Source organism: Methylobacterium sp. Leaf88 (assembly GCF_001422795.1).
GTDB lineage: Bacteria > Pseudomonadota > Alphaproteobacteria > Rhizobiales > Beijerinckiaceae > Methylobacterium.
Genome location: NZ_LMMK01000012.1, coordinates 552,264 through 566,851 on the forward strand (window position 1 = coordinate 552,264; position 14,588 = coordinate 566,851).

18 protein-coding genes are annotated in these 14,588 nt (G+C 67.6%); 12 read left to right on the forward strand and 6 right to left on the reverse strand.

What is annotated here, in order from left to right:
• Window positions 1-27: 27 nt before the first annotated feature.
• The 11 genes from ASF20_RS08945 to ASF20_RS08995 all read left to right on the forward strand — a co-directional run bounded on the left by ASF20_RS08945 (window position 28) and on the right by ASF20_RS08995 (window position 9,816).
• Window positions 28-1,038, forward strand: coding sequence for a DUF6352 family protein (locus ASF20_RS08945; protein ID WP_056273110.1), 1,011 nt, complete (start codon window positions 28-30; stop codon window positions 1,036-1,038).
• Complete coding sequence (locus tag ASF20_RS08950) at window positions 1,038-1,613, forward strand: DUF3305 domain-containing protein (protein WP_082501243.1); 576 nt, start codon at window positions 1,038-1,040, stop codon at window positions 1,611-1,613. The genes ASF20_RS08945 and ASF20_RS08950 overlap by 1 nt, the downstream gene beginning before the upstream one ends.
• Window positions 1,610-2,284 (forward strand): DUF3306 domain-containing protein, encoded by a 675-nt coding sequence (locus ASF20_RS08955; RefSeq protein ID WP_056273114.1) that lies wholly within the window; start codon window positions 1,610-1,612, stop codon window positions 2,282-2,284. The genes ASF20_RS08950 and ASF20_RS08955 overlap by 4 nt, the downstream gene beginning before the upstream one ends.
• 168 nt (window positions 2,285-2,452) lie before the next feature.
• Window positions 2,453-3,055 (forward strand): molecular chaperone TorD family protein, encoded by a 603-nt coding sequence (locus ASF20_RS08960; RefSeq protein WP_156647998.1) that lies wholly within the window; start codon window positions 2,453-2,455, stop codon window positions 3,053-3,055.
• 68 nt (window positions 3,056-3,123) lie between these two features.
• Window positions 3,124-3,363 (forward strand): formate dehydrogenase, encoded by a 240-nt coding sequence (locus ASF20_RS08965; protein WP_056219196.1) that lies wholly within the window; start codon window positions 3,124-3,126, stop codon window positions 3,361-3,363.
• Between the two features lie 7 nt (window positions 3,364-3,370).
• Window positions 3,371-6,313 carry a formate dehydrogenase subunit alpha gene (locus tag ASF20_RS08970; RefSeq protein ID WP_056273118.1) on the forward strand — a complete coding sequence of 981 codons (2,943 nt, stop codon included), beginning with the start codon at window positions 3,371-3,373 and terminating at the stop codon, window positions 6,311-6,313.
• 16 nt (window positions 6,314-6,329) lie between these two features.
• Window positions 6,330-6,926, forward strand: a complete 597-nt coding sequence (gene fdh3B / locus ASF20_RS08975) for a formate dehydrogenase FDH3 subunit beta (protein WP_055955987.1) — start codon at window positions 6,330-6,332, stop codon at window positions 6,924-6,926.
• 71 nt (window positions 6,927-6,997) lie between these two features.
• On the forward strand, window positions 6,998-8,038 hold the full coding sequence (locus ASF20_RS08980; RefSeq protein ID WP_056273121.1) for a formate dehydrogenase subunit gamma: 1,041 nt from the start codon (window positions 6,998-7,000) through the stop codon (window positions 8,036-8,038).
• Window positions 8,039-8,077: 39 nt separating this feature from the next.
• Window positions 8,078-8,317, forward strand: coding sequence for a hypothetical protein (locus ASF20_RS08985; protein ID WP_056219187.1), 240 nt, complete (start codon window positions 8,078-8,080; stop codon window positions 8,315-8,317).
• An 18-nt stretch (window positions 8,318-8,335) separates the two neighbouring features.
• Window positions 8,336-8,959 (forward strand): hypothetical protein, encoded by a 624-nt coding sequence (locus ASF20_RS08990; RefSeq protein ID WP_244476363.1) that lies wholly within the window; start codon window positions 8,336-8,338, stop codon window positions 8,957-8,959.
• Between the two features lie 23 nt (window positions 8,960-8,982).
• Complete coding sequence (locus ASF20_RS08995; protein WP_280136485.1) at window positions 8,983-9,816, forward strand: shikimate 5-dehydrogenase; 834 nt, start codon at window positions 8,983-8,985, stop codon at window positions 9,814-9,816.
• 298 nt (window positions 9,817-10,114) lie between these two features.
• Here ASF20_RS08995 and ASF20_RS09000 read toward each other — a convergent pair whose 3' ends face one another.
• Window positions 10,115-10,351, reverse strand: coding sequence for a helix-turn-helix transcriptional regulator (locus ASF20_RS09000; protein ID WP_056273127.1), 237 nt, complete (start codon window positions 10,349-10,351; stop codon window positions 10,115-10,117).
• A gap of 192 nt (window positions 10,352-10,543) precedes the next feature.
• On the opposite strand from ASF20_RS09000, the gene ASF20_RS09005 reads away from it, so the two are divergent.
• A complete protein-coding gene (locus ASF20_RS09005) occupies window positions 10,544-10,903 on the forward strand; it encodes a cytochrome c family protein (RefSeq protein WP_056219179.1) in 360 nt (119 codons plus the stop codon).
• 106 nt (window positions 10,904-11,009) lie between these two features.
• Here the strand turns inward: ASF20_RS09005 and pufC are convergent, their stop codons facing one another.
• From pufC to pufB, 5 genes are all read right to left on the reverse strand, one after another.
• The gene (pufC, locus tag ASF20_RS09010) at window positions 11,010-12,131 is read right to left on the reverse strand and encodes a photosynthetic reaction center cytochrome PufC (protein ID WP_056273130.1); all 1,122 of its coding nucleotides are present in this window, start codon (window positions 12,129-12,131) and stop codon (window positions 11,010-11,012) included.
• Entirely contained in the window at window positions 12,128-13,120 is a 993-nt protein-coding gene (pufM, locus tag ASF20_RS09015; RefSeq protein WP_056219173.1) for a photosynthetic reaction center subunit M, read from the reverse strand. The genes pufC and pufM overlap by 4 nt, the downstream gene beginning before the upstream one ends.
• Window positions 13,121-13,147: 27 nt before the next feature.
• Window positions 13,148-13,972, reverse strand: coding sequence for a photosynthetic reaction center subunit L (gene pufL / locus ASF20_RS09020; protein WP_056219170.1), 825 nt, complete (start codon window positions 13,970-13,972; stop codon window positions 13,148-13,150).
• A 108-nt stretch (window positions 13,973-14,080) separates the two neighbouring features.
• Window positions 14,081-14,269 (reverse strand): light-harvesting antenna LH1, alpha subunit, encoded by a 189-nt coding sequence (gene pufA / locus ASF20_RS09025; protein ID WP_018043293.1) that lies wholly within the window; start codon window positions 14,267-14,269, stop codon window positions 14,081-14,083.
• A gap of 14 nt (window positions 14,270-14,283) precedes the next feature.
• Window positions 14,284-14,505 (reverse strand): light-harvesting antenna LH1, beta subunit, encoded by a 222-nt coding sequence (pufB, locus tag ASF20_RS09030; protein WP_056273133.1) that lies wholly within the window; start codon window positions 14,503-14,505, stop codon window positions 14,284-14,286.
• Between the last annotated feature and the right edge of the window lie 83 nt (window positions 14,506-14,588).

The window sequence follows — 14,588 nt, forward strand, 5'->3', positions numbered from 1 at the left end:
AGCCCTCGTACCGGGACAGACCCTGCCATGACCGAATTCTGGGTCTCCAGCGGCCACCACCTGACGCAGCGCACCGAGGGCGGCGGATTGGCCGTCACCGACGAACTGATCCTCGCCTATCTGGCCCGCCCGGAGGTATTGCCGCCCGACGACGCCTGCGCCGCGGAGCGCGGCCTGTATGCCGACCTGCTCGCCCATCCACGCCGCGTCGTATCAATGGAGGCCGTGAGGGCCATCGCGGATCCGGATGCTCGGGAAAACTGGGAGGTGCTGCTTGCCTTCCGAGACCGCCTGTTGGCGGCGCGCTCGATCGAGGCAGCCTATCTCGGAATGATCCGGGAGGGCCTGCAGGGCATTCCCTCGCTGTTCCTGAACCAGCTGGTCCACCTGATCCTGCGCAACGCCCTCGACGGCTGCGACGACCCGTTCGTGCTGCGCGCGGCGGAGCTGTTGTTCCGGCCTCAACGGATCAGTCGCCTCGACAACGCCGTTCTCCTGGCCGACGCCGAGGTGATCGAGGCGCGGGAAGGGAGCGCCCCCCTGTCGCCGCTGGTGAGCATGCTGGGCAAGGACGCGGCGAACGAACTCGACATCCTGAACGAGGACAATGCCTGGAGCTATTGGAGCCGCTCCGATGCATTCTCGATGGCGCTGAACCTCGGCTCCAGCATGCGCAGCCGCGAGGCGCTCGCCCGGGTGATCGAGGCTTTCGTCGGGCACCTCCTGAACGTCGAGGTTCGGGTCAACCCGCTCGACAAGCTCGAGGATTCCGACTGGCGCTGGTTCGTCGGCCTTGATGCGGAAGCGACGCGGATCGGCAACGCCCTCTGGCGCGGAGAACCGGTCTCGAGCGCCGACCAGGAACGCGTCATCGCGCTCTTCAGCCTGACGTTCGCCGACCGGACGCGCCTCGAAGACTCGATCGGCGACCGTCCGGTCTACCTCCTGCTGGCGGCGACGGGCGCGAACCTCGTGACGCTGAAGCCGCACAATCTGATCGCGGGTCTCCCCCTTAAGACAGCGCAGGCGCCCTGCTGATGCCGAACGATCCGACAATCCTCGACGAAGATGCGGGCGGACGAGCGCTGGACCACCCTGAGCAGGATCGCGCCAGGCCGCAGAATCATTTCGAGGTCGGTATCCTCGTCGCCCGACGGCGCCTGCGCGGCCCCTGGGCGACCCATGCCTGGCTGCCGGTCGCGGCACTCCCGGCGGCGCCTCCCGTCGCGAACTGGACCCCGCTTGCAGAAAACGAAGAGGAATCAACGTTCTACGCCGGATCCTACGAGGTTCTCCTCCACCCCGCGGAGACCTCGCATTATCGCGACAACCTCGTGTCCGGACGTCCTTCCCTCTGGGTCTCGTTGCGCAAGCTCGGTGAGGATTCCTACGAGATCGCGACCGTGACGGCGGACCCCTACGAGGGCGAGGCCATGGCGGAAGGCATCGGCGAGATCGTGGAGGCGGTCCCGATGCCGACGGAATGCCAGGGCATCCTGCTCGCGTTCTTCGAGGCGTTCCATGTCGAGCGGAAGTTCGAGAAGCGGAAGCGCGACCGGGCCGATCCGGAAGCGCTGGCGCGGGGCGGTCAGGGCAAGGGACGCGGCGAATGAGCGAGAGCCTTCTCTCACGCTGGGCGCGACGCAAGCAGGAGGTTCGTCAGCACGAGCGCGCGCAGGCGGTCAAGGAACCGTCGGCGCTCGCGGTCCCGCTCGAACCGCAAGTCGTTGACGAAGCTCTGGTTTCCACGGAACCAGCGCTCGACGACGAGAGCTTGGCGGATGCGATCGCCCGGTTGCCGAAGATCGAGGATCTGACCGCGGAGACTGAGCTCGTTCCGTTTCTCAGAGCGGGGATTCCGGCGGCGCTGCGAAAAGCCGCCCTTCGGCGGATGTGGTCCGTCGATCCGGCGATCCGTGATTTCGTCAGCGAGGCCCGGGAATATGCCTACGACTGGAATACGCCCGGTGGGGTGCCCGGGCTCGGACCCATGCTCCCCACGGACGACATCACGGCGATGGTCGAGCGGATCATGACCGGCCACGCCCCGAAGCCGCCGCAGGAGCCGGTCGGTATCCAAGAGGGTGACGTCGAGGTCGCGCCGTCGACCGTCCCGGTCGCGGATGAAACCGCCGCGGAAACGCAGATGGTCTCCATCCAGGACGCGCCGACCGCGCACGTCGGCGCGGAGGACCTTCATCCATCGCAGAATGGCGAGCGCACGTTTCAATCGGCCCCGATTGTTTCGCCCCTGCGACGCCATGGCGGCGCGATGCCGAGCTAATGCGAAGAAACGCGATTGCCGTTCGGTGAAACCCTTTTTATTATCAATACAAACTAGACCGCACCTCAGGTGGAGCGGCGGGGGCCGGAAGGGTCGAGGAGTGGTATGCGTTCCGGTGCGCCGTTTTCAGAGCCGCCAGGGGAAGTCGGCGTCGGGGTGATGGATCGGATGGACGAGGCCACGACGGTGAGCTTGGCCCTGGACGAAGTCGATCACCTGCGCGCGCAGCAGTACGACCTTCTCGCGGTCCTCCTCGGCCGTCCTCCCACGGCGGATCTTCTTCGTGCATTGGCGGGGCTCGCGGGCGGCGACAGCGTCCTGGGCCGCGAGGTCGCTTCCCTCGCAGCCCTGGCCCGGGAGACGTCGGCGGATGCCGTGGAGCGGGAATATTTCGCGCTCTTCGTCGGTGTCGGGCGGGGAGAACTTCTGCCCTACGCCTCCTACTACCTAACGGGGTTCCTGAACGAGCGGCCCCTTGCCCGGGTTCGCGAGGATCTCTCGGGACTGGGCATCGAGCGCGACCCGGCGACGACCGAACCTGAGGATCATCTCGCGATTCTCTTCGACGTGATGGCCGGGCTCACGGTCGGTCGGTTCGAGGCCGAGCCCGGTGCTGCGCGCGCGTTCTTCCTCCGGCACATCGCGCCGTGGGGCGAACGTTTCTTCACGGATCTGGAGCGGGCCAAGGCGGCGCGCTTCTATCGCCCGGTCGGGGCCCTGGGACGGGCCTTCCTCGAGATCGAGGCGGCGGCTTTCGCGATGGATGCCTGAGGCATCCGTCTCTTTGGATCATGGCGCTCGACCCCGTGTCGGAGAGCGCCGGAGGGAGTGTGTGGGCGATGGGACAGGATCAGAAGGACCAGCTCGGCCGTCGCCAGTTCTTCCGCGCGCTCGGCGGCGGCACGGTGGCGGCCGCGGCCGGCATGGCGTCACCGCTCTCGGTCACCGAGGCGCAGGCCTATGACCCCGGCACGGACGAGACCCGGTCGCGCTACCGCCTCACGGACGAGGTGAAGGCGTTCTACCGGACGAATGGCTACGAGACCCTTCAGAACAGCACGAACGCCGGAAAGAAGTGAGCCTGCGATGCTGACCAAGCGCAAGAGCGGCGAGGCGAGCCGCACCAAGCACCAGGCCGTCGCCGCGGGCCTCGCGGCCGGCGTGCTCGACCGTCGCGGCTTCCTGAAGAAGTCGGGCCTGACCGCCGGCGCCCTGGCGGCGGCCGGCACGATCCAGCTCGGATCGGTCCGTCAGGCCCGCGCCGCCGGCTCGTCGGCCGTCGGCCCCGACGTCCAGATCAAGAAGAACGTCTGCACCCACTGCTCGGTGGGCTGCACGGTGACGGCCGAGGTGGTGAACGGCGTCTGGGTCGGCCAGGAGCCGTCCTATGCGAGCCCGATCAACCGCGGCACGCACTGCGCCAAGGGCGCGGCGATCCGCGAGCTGGTCTCGTCCGACCGGCGCCTGAAGTACCCGATGAAGCTCGTCGGCGGCCAGTGGCAGCGCGTCTCCTGGGAACAGGCGATCGAGGAGATCGGCGACAAGCTCGGCGCCATCCGCGAGAAGAACGGCGCGGACTCGGTCTACTGGCTCGGCTCGGCCAAGTTCACCAACGAAGCCGCCTACCTGATGCGCAAGTTCGGCGCCTTCTGGGGCACCAACTCCGTCGATCACCAGGCACGCATCTGCCACTCGACCACGGTGGCGGGCGTCGCCAACACCTGGGGCTACGGCGCCCAGACCAATTCCTACAACGACATCCGCAACGCCAAGACGATGATCATCCTGGGCGGCAACCCCGCCGAGGCGCACCCGATCTCCATGCAGCACGTGCTGTCGGGCAAGGAGATCAACCGCGCGAACATGATCGTCATCGATCCGCGCTTCACCCGCACGGCGGCCCACGCCACCGAGTACGTGCGCATCCGCTCCGGCACCGACATTCCGGTGGTCTGGGGCATCCTCTGGCACGTCTTCCAGAATGGCTGGGAGGACAAGGAGTTCATCAGCCAGCGCGTCTACGCCATGGACGACGTCCGCAAGGAAGTCGCCAAGTGGACCCCCGAGGAGGTCGAGCGCGTCTCCGGCGTGCCCGGCGAGCAGCTGCGCCGGGTGGCGGAGAAGTTCGCCAAGGAGAAGCCCGCGACCCTGATCTGGTGCATGGGCGCGACCCAGCACACGGTGGGCACCGCCAACGTGCGCGCCCTCTGCATCCTGTGTCTCGCCACCGGCAACGTGGGCAAGCCCGGCACCGGCGCGAACATCTTCCGCGGCCACACCAACGTGCAAGGCGCCACCGATCTCGGTCTCGATGTCACCTCGCTGCCGCTCTACTACGGTCTCGTCGAGGGCGGCTGGCGCCACTGGGCCCGCGTCTGGGACGTGCCCTACGAGTGGCTGCAGTCCCGCTTCGACGAGGTTCCCGCCGCGGCCGGCCGCAAGGCCCGCTCGCGCAAGGAGAACATGGAAGCGCCCGGCATCACCTCGACGCGCTGGTTCGATGCCGTGAACCTGCCGCCGGAGCAGATCGACCAGCGCAGCCCGATCAAGGCGTTCATGGTGTTCGGCCACGGCGGCAACACGGTGACCCGCCTGCCCGAGGCCATCGAGGGCATGAACAAGCTCGAGCTCCTGGTGGTCGCCGACCCGCATCCGACCACCTTCGCGGCCCTCGATGCCCGCCAGGACAACACCTACCTGCTGCCGATCTGCACCTCGCTGGAGATGGAGGGCTCGCGCACGGCCTCGAACCGCTCGCTCCAGTGGGGCGAGCAGATCGTCAAGCCGGCCTTCGAGTCGAAGAACGACTACGAGGTGCTCTACCTCCTCGCCAAGAAGCTCGGCTTCGCCGAGACGCTGTTCAAGAACATCAAGGTCGAGAACAACGTCCCTTCGGCCGAGGATCTGCTGCGGGAGATCAACCGCGGCGGCTGGTCGACCGGCTATTGCGGCCAGAGCCCCGAGCGGCTGAAGGCGCACATGCGCAACCAGCACAAGTTCGATCTCATCACCCTGCGGGCGCCCAAGGACGACCCGGAGGTGGGCGGCGACTATTACGGCCTGCCCTGGCCGTGCTGGGGCAAGCCCGAGCTGCGCCATCCGGGTTCGGCCATCCTCTACAACACCTCCCTCCACGTGAAGGACGGTGGCAGCACCTTCCGGGCCCGGTTCGGCACCGAGCGCAACGGCCAGACCCTGCTGGCCGAGGACAGCTTCACCAAGGATTCCGACCTCACCGACGGCTACCCGGAATTTACCTTCGGGGTGTTCAAGAAGCTCGGCTGGGACAAGGACCTGACGGCGGACGAACTCGCCACGATCCTCAAGATCGGCGGCGACAAGGCCGACACCGTGAGCTGGGCCACCGACCTGTCGGGCGGCATCCAGCGGGTCTGCCTCGATCACGGCGTGATCCCGTTCGGCAACGGCAAGGCCCGGGCGAACGCCTGGAACCTGCCCGACCCGGTGCCGGTGCACCGCGAGCCGGTCTACTCGCCGCGCCCCGACCTCGTGGCGAAGTACCCGACCCGCCCCGACGAGCGGCAGTTCCGCATGCCGAACATCGGGTTCTCGGTGCAGAAGGCGGCCGTCGAGCGCAACGTGGCGCGCGATTTCCCCATCATCCTCACCTCGGGCCGCCTCGTGGAATACGAGGGCGGCGGCGAGGAGACCCGGTCGAACCCGTGGCTGGCCGAGTTGCAGCAGGACATGTTCGTCGAGATCAACACCGGCGACGCCGTCGAGCGCGGCATCAAGGACGGGTCCTGGGTCTGGGTCACCGGCGCCGAGAACAGCTCGAAGGCCAAGGTCAAGGCGCTCGTCACCGACCGTGTCGGCAAGGGCGTCGCGTTCATGCCCTTCCACTTCTCGGGTTGGTACGAGGGCAAGGACATGCGCGACTACTACCCGAAGGGCACCGACCCGGTGGTGCTCGGCGAGAGCGTCAACTCGGTCACCACCTACGGCTTCGATCCTGTGACGGGCATGCAGGAGACGAAGTGTACCCTATGCCAGATCAAGGCCGCGTGAGAGGAGCGCATCGACCATGGCCCGTATGAAGTTCCTCTGTGACGCCGACCGTTGCATCGAGTGCAACGCCTGCGTCACCGCCTGCAAGAACGAGCACGAGGTGCCCTGGGGCATCAACCGCCGTCGCGTCGTGACGCTCAACGACGGCAAGCCCGGCGAGCGCTCGGTCTCGATGGCGTGCATGCACTGCACGGACGCGCCCTGCGCGGCCGTGTGCCCGGTGAACTGCTTCTACACCACGGCCGACGCGGTGGTGCTGCACTCCAAGGACATCTGCATCGGTTGCGGCTACTGCTTCTACGCCTGCCCCTTCGGCGCGCCCCAGTATCCGCGCGTCGGAAACTTCGGCTCGCGCGGCAAGATGGACAAGTGCACCTACTGCTCGGGCGGCCCGGAGCCGGACCTGTCGGTGGCCGAGTACGAGAAATACGGCTCGAACCGCCTCGCCGAGGGCAAACTCCCCCTCTGCGCGGAGATGTGCTCGACCAAGGCCCTGCTCGCCGGCGACGGCGAGATGATCGCCGAGATCTACAAGCAGCGCGTGATCAAGCGCGGCTACGGCTCCGGCGCCTGGGGCTGGAAGACGGCCTACCGCGAGACGGTGGCGATCTGATCGCCCCCTCGCCCCTGGAGCCGGCGGCCGTCCGGCGGCTCCATGACGACACGCCATCGAAAGGAACGCCGATGCGGCGGGCAGTCACGCTCCTCAGCACCCTCGTCGTCGCGACGACGCTCCTGGCCGCGCCGGGCGCGTTCGAACCGGCACGCGCCCAGAATCCGATCACGCAGGATGGGCAGAACCCCATGGGTGCCAGGCCCACGGCGGATTCGGTGAACGAAGAGTTTCTCTTCAAGAACGCGGACAAGATCACCGGCCGGATCAGCATCCCCGATCGGAAGGCTGCGAACCTGATCCAGCCGCAAGGTCGCGAGTACCAGTCGTTCCGCGAGCACTACCTGCCGTGGATCGGGGCCGCCCTCATTCTCGGCATGATCGGCGCGCTGGGCGCGTTCTTCCTCTGGCGCGGGCGCATCCTCACGGAGCACAGCCAGGAATCGGGCCGGAAGATCCTGCGCTTCAACACCTTCGAGCGCTTCACCCACTGGATGACGGCCGTGTGCTTCATCATCCTGTCGCTCTCCGGCCTGAACTACATCTTCGGCAAGCGCCTGCTGATGCCGCTGATCGGCCCCGAGGCCTTCGGCGCCCTGGCGCAGTGGGCCAAGTACAGCCACGTCTATCTCGCCTGGCCGTTCATGTTCGGCGTGGTGATGATGTTCGTGGTCTGGATCAAGGACAACATCCCGAACCGCCTCGACTGGGACTGGATCAAGGCCGGCGGCGGGTTCATCGGCAAGAAGCACCCGCACGCGGCCCGCTTCAACGCCGGTCAGAAGGGCGTGTTCTGGATGGTCGCCGGCTTCGGCGCCGCCATGAGCATGACCGGCCTGATGATGCTGTTCCCGTTCGCGCTGCTGGACATCAACGGCATGCAGGTCATGCAGGTGATCCACTCGCTGATCGGCATCGCCTTCATCGCCGGCATCCTCGCCCATATCTACATCGGCACGCTCGGCATGAAGGGCGCCTACGACGCCATGGGCAGCGGCAAGGTCGACCTGGCCTGGGCGCGCGCCCACCACGATCTCTGGGTGGAGCAGGAGCAGGCGAAGACGGCGAGCGGCCCGCAGCTCTCCGGTCGCCACCCCGCCCCCGCCGAGTAACCGAACACCCTGCACGCCCGCGCGGCGAGGACCCCGACCATGAAAGCCTTCATCCTCGCCATCATCGCGGCCATCGGGCTCGGCGTCGTGGCGATGTACGCCCTGACGAGCAATCAGACGTTCGCCTACCAGGCCTTCGCGACGTCGGGCGCCCGCGTGTCGGAGCCGGGCACCAATCTCGTCGGGGAGAAGTGGAACGGGGATCCGCAGACGAACGACACCGGGGAATCCGCCCACGGCAAGGCCACCGGAGAGCCGTCCCATCCGAAGCGATCCTGATCCTTCCAGCGATCACCGATGAAAACCACGAGCCCGGACCACAGGGGACCGAAGATGATCCGACGCCTGCCCTTCGCCGCACTGCTCCTGTCGGGCTGCCTCGCGGCGCCCGCGGCCTTCGCGCAGGATGCGGCGCCCGCCCCGGCGGCGGCCCCCGCGAAGGGACCGGCGAACCTGTGCCAGGAACTGATCGCGTTCGTGCAGAAGCCGGAGGAGAAGAAGCAGGAGGCCTCCACGCCGCCCAAGCAGGCCACCGCCGTCTCCAATGCCTCCGGCAAGAGCGACGGGCAGCCCTCCACGGCCGGCGGTGACCCGCAGCAGAAGTCGGGGCTGAGCGGGCCCACGAACACCGACACCAAGGCGCCCACCAGCGACACGCGGGCCCCCGTCAGCGACGGCAAGACCGTCCTCGCGCAGGCCAATGCCGCCGCCAAGTCTCCGCCGCCCCCCGGTGCGCCGGCGCCGAGCCCGAAGCCGGATCCCGCCGTCGTGGCGCAGCTCGAGGCCGCCGCCGGAGCGAACGACCAGACCGCCTGCCGCGCGGCCGCGCGCGCCATGCGCGTCGCCGGCGTCATCATGCCCCCGCCCCTCCTGGCGCTCGCCGCCCTGAACCCGAAGCTCTTCGCGGGATCGCAGCCCTGAGGGTGGGCGGGACGGCGGAGAACGTGGAGGCGGGTCTGCCCGCGCGTCCCCTCATCGGACGCGACACGACGCTTTGCATGTCCCTGTCGGCCCGGCCGGGGCATTTCGGGTCGCGGTTCCACAACCGGCTCTACGCGCTTCTCGGTCTCGACTACGTCTACAAGGCGTTCTCGACCACCGACCTGCCCGGGGCGATCGGCGGCATCCGCGCCCTCGGCATCCGCGGCTGCGCGGTCTCGATGCCCTTCAAGGAGGCGGTGATCCCCCTCCTCGACACCCTCGATCCGTCCGCGCGGGCGATCGACAGCGTCAACACCATCGTCAACGACGGCGGCAGGCTGACCGGCGCGAACACGGACTATCTCGCCGTGCGCGCCCTGCTGGACCGCCACGGGATCGATCCGACGACGCGTTTCGTGCTGCGTGGGTCCGGCGGAATGGCCAAGGCGGTGGTGGCGGCCCTGCGCGATTCGGGCTTTCGGCATGGGACGATCGTCGCGCGCAACGCGGCGACGGGTGCGGCCCTGGCGGAGCGGTCCGGCTTCGCCCATGCGACCGCGCTCGGCGACCGCACGGCGCCGCTCCTCGTCAACGTCACGCCCCTCGGCATGGAAGGGCCGGATGCCGGGGCCCTGGCCTTTCCGGAGGCGGCCATCGCCGCCTGCGCCATCGCCTTCGACGTGGTCGCCCTGCCCTCCCGGACGCCGTTCCTCGCGGCGGCGGAACGCCTCGGGAAGCCGTGCATCACCGGGCACGAGGTCCTGGTTCTGCAGGGCCTCGAACAGTTCATCCGCTACACCGGCGTGACGCCGTCCTCCGCGCAGGTGGCGGATGCGGCCGCCTACGCCCGGACCTGACGGGACGAGGGCGCGCGGGCGTTCAGCCCGCGGTCACCCGGGCGATGACGGCGGCGATCGACGCCATCGTGCCGAGGAGGCGCCGCGGTCGTGACTGGACCGGCACCCTTGGCGTTTCTTCCCCGGCGCGGATCATCCGGCCTTCGCCGCGGGGGACATCGGTCATTCGCGAACGAGCCTCACGGGACCTTCGGCGAGCGTTCGCCGGGTGAAGGCGACGGCGCGCTTCGGGCGAGCGTCCAACGCGACGACGGGCTGGATCCGATGCCGGCAGCGCCGGTGCCGGGAGAGCGGCAGTCTACGCGCGCGGAGGGCCGTGCCGATACCCGCCGCCTGTCCGCGCCGTGACGCGGGCCTGCGCCTCCGCCGCGAAGAAGGCGTCCAGGACACGCACGAGGTCCGGGTTCGGTTTCTTCATGCCGTTGATGAAACGCGAGATCCGCGGCTGGTTGATCCCGAGTTCCCAGGCGAGGCGCGCCTGGCTCCAGCCGGTGCGATGGAGGAACTGGCAGACGTCGGCGGGTTGGACCGGCATGGCTCCACCTGGGGCGATGGATTTCGCGCAGGGGCCTAAGGGTAGGCCCCCCGACTGGCCAAACCAGACGATCGCCGCCCTTAATCCCTCCCGGGCGATCACGTTGCCGTGATAATCGTTGCGGTTCGCATTACTTTTGATAGCGGCGCTTTAGCTAGGTTTCACCACCAAGACGTTCTGCGAGGAAACCCCATGCGACACACGATCTACGGTGCTCTATTTGCCGCCCTGCTCCCGATGGCCGCGCATGCCGAGGGGGATGCCGCGGCGGGGGAGAAGGCGTTCGCACCCTGCAAGGCCTGTCACGCCTTCGGCAAGAATGGGGTTGGACCGAACCTGACCGGCGTCGTCGGCCGCAAGGCCGCCTCGGAGGAAGGCTACACCTATTCCGCCGCGCTCAAAGGCTCGGGGATCACCTGGGACGAGGCCAACCTGCACGAGTGGCTGAAGAACCCGAAGGCGAAGGTCCCAGGAACCAAGATGGTGTTCGCCGGCTATCCCGACGACAAGAAGATCGACGATGTGATCGCCTACCTGGCCTCCAAGAAGTAGTCCCGCGCGACGAGACGCGTCACTCGTCGCGGACCGTCTCCGAACGTCGAAACGCCGCTGGAGACCTGTCCAGCGGCGTTTCGTGTCCGATCGGGAGACGGCCGGCCTATTGCGGCGTCGGAACGGGCATCGCGGGCTGATCCGGAACGGGCGATGGGGTGACCGGCGGATTGGGATCGGCGGCGCTCGCCGTCTCGGTCGACTTGGCGAGCTCGGGATAGGCGTCGATGACGTTCGCACCGTTCAGGGGCTTGCTGACCCCGTTGTGGCAGGTGGTGCAATTGACCTTCGGCACGTCACCCAGAGCGCCGAGGCGGTTCGGGGGGAACGTCGAGAGCAGCGGCTCGAGGTAATTGCCGTTGATGTCCCGCACCATCCGGATGCCGTGCCAGGCGGTGGTCCGTTGCGGCGTGCTCTGCGACCAGTTCGAGATCGCCCGGGTGTTGTGACAGAAGGTACAGTTGACCCCCAGTCCCTCCGACATGTGGATCATCAACCCATAGGTCTTCTCCGCATCCTGGATCGGTTTGCCCTTGGTCGTCGGCAGCGCCGTCGTCGCGTTCACCCGGATCGCATTGTTGTCGATGGTCTTGTCGGCGAGGTATTCGGTAAGGGTGTCGTAGGGGAGCGAGGCCAGGCCGACCGACGGCGCGGCCATGTTCTGCCCGTTGTTGCGGGCGATGAAGCCGCCCGGGCGATTGGGACCCGGCTGGGTGAACCAGATATTGGCCGGCACCGGCTGTCCCCGGTGGCAGGTGTAGCAGGTGACGCCCGCACCGCCGACGTGGTTCTCCTTCCAGGAACTGTTGATGTGCTGCGTCATCTGCAGCATCCGGCGGGCGACCTTCTTCTGATAGAGGCTGTCGTCGGCCATGTTCTCGGTATTGTGGCAGTAGGTGCAGCCTTGTTCGGGGCTGACCCACTCGGTCATCGACGCCATCAGGCGATTGAACTCGTTGACGCTGACGTTCTTGAGGACCTGGACGTTCTCGTAGGTCGTACCTGCGAGCTCCTCGCCGGGCTCGGCGGGATCGGCGGGCACCGGCGCCAGGTTGGCGTCCCGGGTGTCCTCGACGGCTTCGCGGGTGTGGACCTGCGCCATCGCGGTCCCGCGAAAGCCATTCTGTTGGACCGCCAGCGGCGGTCGGTCCCAGTCGGTCAGACCGACCATCGCCACGGTGAGGAAGAAGGCGATGGAAGCTCCGAGGACGGCGAAGAAGGTCTTCATGGAGCTCCCCCTGGCAGGGTTGTGGGCGACACACTCAGCGGATCGACGACCGGCGGATAGACCTGCGGGTAGGACGGGGCGACGCCGTGCTTGACGGCCCAGAGGTACCAGTTGTCGACGACCGTCCCGGTGAGCAGGATTCCGATGCCGCCGGTGAGCGTCGTCAGGACCGCGAACCACCAGGCCCAGCGGTGGACCGATTCCATGGTGGCGTTGAAGCCCATGGTCCAGCGCCAGAACAGGGCGGCGCGCTCGGTGGCGGTGCCGCGGTCGACGATCTGGTCGATCTCGCGCTCGCCGCCGAAGCGGCTCACGGCCAGGATGGTGCCGCCATGCATCGCGAAGAGCAGCGTCGACCCGTAGAGGAAGACGATCGAGAGCATGTGGAAGGGATTGTAGAACAGGTTGCCGTAGCGCAGCGAGAAGGCGGCGGTCCAGTCGAGGTGGGGGAAGATGCCGAACGGGACGGCCTCGCTCCAGGATCCCATCAGCACCGGCCGGATGAAGCCGAGCACGAGGAACAGCCAGATCGCGGAGGCGAAGGCCCAGGGCACGTGGTAGCCCAGGCCCAGCGCCTTGGCGCGCCGGAACAGCCGCAGCCACCAGAGCAGGATCGAGGCGGTCAGGAAGAAGCCGGCGATCAGCCACCAGCCGCCCTCGGCCAGCGGCGGCAGGACTTTCAGGCCGTATTGCGGACGGGGCGGCTCGAGGGCGAGCCAGGGCAACTGCCGCACGAACTGGATCGGATCCCAGTTCACGCTCGCCCACATGTTGAGGCCGATGATCTCGAAGGCGATCAACCCGCAGGCGAAGGAGAGCGCCCCGAGATAGCCGATGTAGATCGGGCCGACCTGCGCATTGCCGATGAGGCCGAACAGGTAGGAGTTGAACGGCGTGCCCCAGCGCTTGTTGGAGTCGACCGGGATGCCGAGGTCCGGCTGGACCGGGCGGACCTGCACTTCGGAGAAGATGTTCTGGTAGTAGGCCATGGTGTCGCGAGCCTCCCTATTCCGAGATCAGCGCCAGACGGGGAGATTGAGCCACCAGCCCCACCATTCGGGCCAGCCGCGGGTCCAGAACGGGCCGCTGATGACGATGCAGACGGCGCTCCAGAAGCCGGCCGACAGCGCCAGGAACAGGCCGAGCCGGTGGATGCCGAGCGTGCCGATCGAGTAGCCGATGGTGTCGCGGAAGAACGTGTCCTCGTGCTCGGGAGTCTTCACCACCTCGCCCTTGCCCGGATTGGTCGAGGACAGGATCAGCGAGCCGTGCAGCGAGAGCGCGAGCGTCGTGGTGAAGAAGAACGTCACCGCCAGCATGTGCGCGGGATTGTAGTGGAAGTGCAGGTACTGGTAGCCGGTGTTCGAGACCCAATCGAGGTGGCTGAGGATGCCGTAGGGGAACCCGTGCCCCCAGGCGCCCATCAGGAGCGGCCTGACCACGACCAGGGTCACATAGGCGAAGATCGCCACCGCGAAGGCGAAGGGCACGTGGTAGCCGATGCCGAGCTTGCGGCAGATCTCGACCTCGCGCAGGGCCCAGGACGAGAAGGCGCCGACGGCGCAGAAGGTGATGATCTGCCAGAGGCCGCCCTCCTGGAGCGGCGCCAGGGCGAGCCCGTACTTCAGATCGGGCGGCGCGATGTTGATCTGCCAGATGTTCCAGGTCGGTCCGAGCGCCGCACCGTAGATGATCAGCGCCGTTCCAAGCACCGAGAAGAACAGCGTCGTGACGCCGAAGAAGCCGACGTAGAATGGCCCGACCCAGAAATCGAACAGGTCGCCGCCGACCAGGGTGCCGCCGCGGATGCGGTATTTTCGCTCGAAACTCAGCATCGCCATCGCGACCTCCCCGCTCCACCACGTCTCTCGACCACGTCTGTCGGCGATGGCCGACGGGGGGCTTTTGGGGCCCGCCCGCCGATCATCCGTGCTTGCGGTGCGCGCCGGTCAGGCGGGCATCGTGGGCAGAACCAGCGTCTGCGCGTTGGCGGCGCGCGGCGCCTTGGGACCTTCCAGCCAATTGAACCGGTCGGTGCTGAGCAAGATGAAGTGGATCAGCAGCGCCAGAATGAAGAGGAAGGTGAAGAGCGCCACCAGGGTGCGGCGCGGATCGAAGAGAAGCCAGACCTTGTGCATGATGAGGGTCCTTCTCAGGAGAGCAGGGAGGCGACGCCCTGGGCGGCCGTCTCGAGGGCGGCGTAGCCCTTCGGTCCGGGCAGCCAGGGGCGCCACAGCCACACGAGGATGTGGGCGACCACGGCGATCGCCGTGAAGATGATGAAGCTGGTCAAGAAGATCGCGTGGAACTCCTTGGCTTCCGGTTCCGTCAGCCCGGACAGGCTGCTCGGTTTCTCGACAATGCCATTGGCCATTGGGTCAAACCTCCGCTTTGGCTAGCCGCGCCCGCACGTCCGGGTACGGTGGGTGTCACCGGACCGCGCGGAGCGGCCTCGGC

Coding starts and splice junctions, on each gene's coding strand:
- ASF20_RS08945 (WP_056273110.1), top strand. CDS start 28: ATGACCGAATTCTGGGTCTCCAGCGGCCACCACCTGACGCAGCGCACC.
- ASF20_RS09005 (WP_056219179.1), top strand. CDS start 10,544: ATGCGACACACGATCTACGGTGCTCTATTTGCCGCCCTGCTCCCGATG.
- ASF20_RS09000 (WP_056273127.1), bottom strand. CDS start 10,351: ATGCCGGTCCAACCCGCCGACGTCTGCCAGTTCCTCCATCGCACCGGC.
- pufC (WP_056273130.1), bottom strand. CDS start 12,131: ATGAAGACCTTCTTCGCCGTCCTCGGAGCTTCCATCGCCTTCTTCCTC.
- ASF20_RS08960 (WP_156647998.1), top strand. CDS start 2,453: ATGGACGAGGCCACGACGGTGAGCTTGGCCCTGGACGAAGTCGATCAC.
- pufL (WP_056219170.1), bottom strand. CDS start 13,972: ATGGCGATGCTGAGTTTCGAGCGAAAATACCGCATCCGCGGCGGCACC.
- ASF20_RS08970 (WP_056273118.1), top strand. CDS start 3,371: ATGCTGACCAAGCGCAAGAGCGGCGAGGCGAGCCGCACCAAGCACCAG.
- fdh3B (WP_055955987.1), top strand. CDS start 6,330: ATGGCCCGTATGAAGTTCCTCTGTGACGCCGACCGTTGCATCGAGTGC.
- pufB (WP_056273133.1), bottom strand. CDS start 14,505: ATGGCCAATGGCATTGTCGAGAAACCGAGCAGCCTGTCCGGGCTGACG.
- ASF20_RS08965 (WP_056219196.1), top strand. CDS start 3,124: ATGGGACAGGATCAGAAGGACCAGCTCGGCCGTCGCCAGTTCTTCCGC.
- ASF20_RS08950 (WP_082501243.1), top strand. CDS start 1,038: ATGCCGAACGATCCGACAATCCTCGACGAAGATGCGGGCGGACGAGCG.
- ASF20_RS08985 (WP_056219187.1), top strand. CDS start 8,078: ATGAAAGCCTTCATCCTCGCCATCATCGCGGCCATCGGGCTCGGCGTC.
- ASF20_RS08990 (WP_244476363.1), top strand. CDS start 8,336: ATGAAAACCACGAGCCCGGACCACAGGGGACCGAAGATGATCCGACGC.
- pufA (WP_018043293.1), bottom strand. CDS start 14,269: ATGCACAAGGTCTGGCTTCTCTTCGATCCGCGCCGCACCCTGGTGGCG.
- pufM (WP_056219173.1), bottom strand. CDS start 13,120: ATGGCCTACTACCAGAACATCTTCTCCGAAGTGCAGGTCCGCCCGGTC.
- ASF20_RS08955 (WP_056273114.1), top strand. CDS start 1,610: ATGAGCGAGAGCCTTCTCTCACGCTGGGCGCGACGCAAGCAGGAGGTT.
- ASF20_RS08980 (WP_056273121.1), top strand. CDS start 6,998: ATGCGGCGGGCAGTCACGCTCCTCAGCACCCTCGTCGTCGCGACGACG.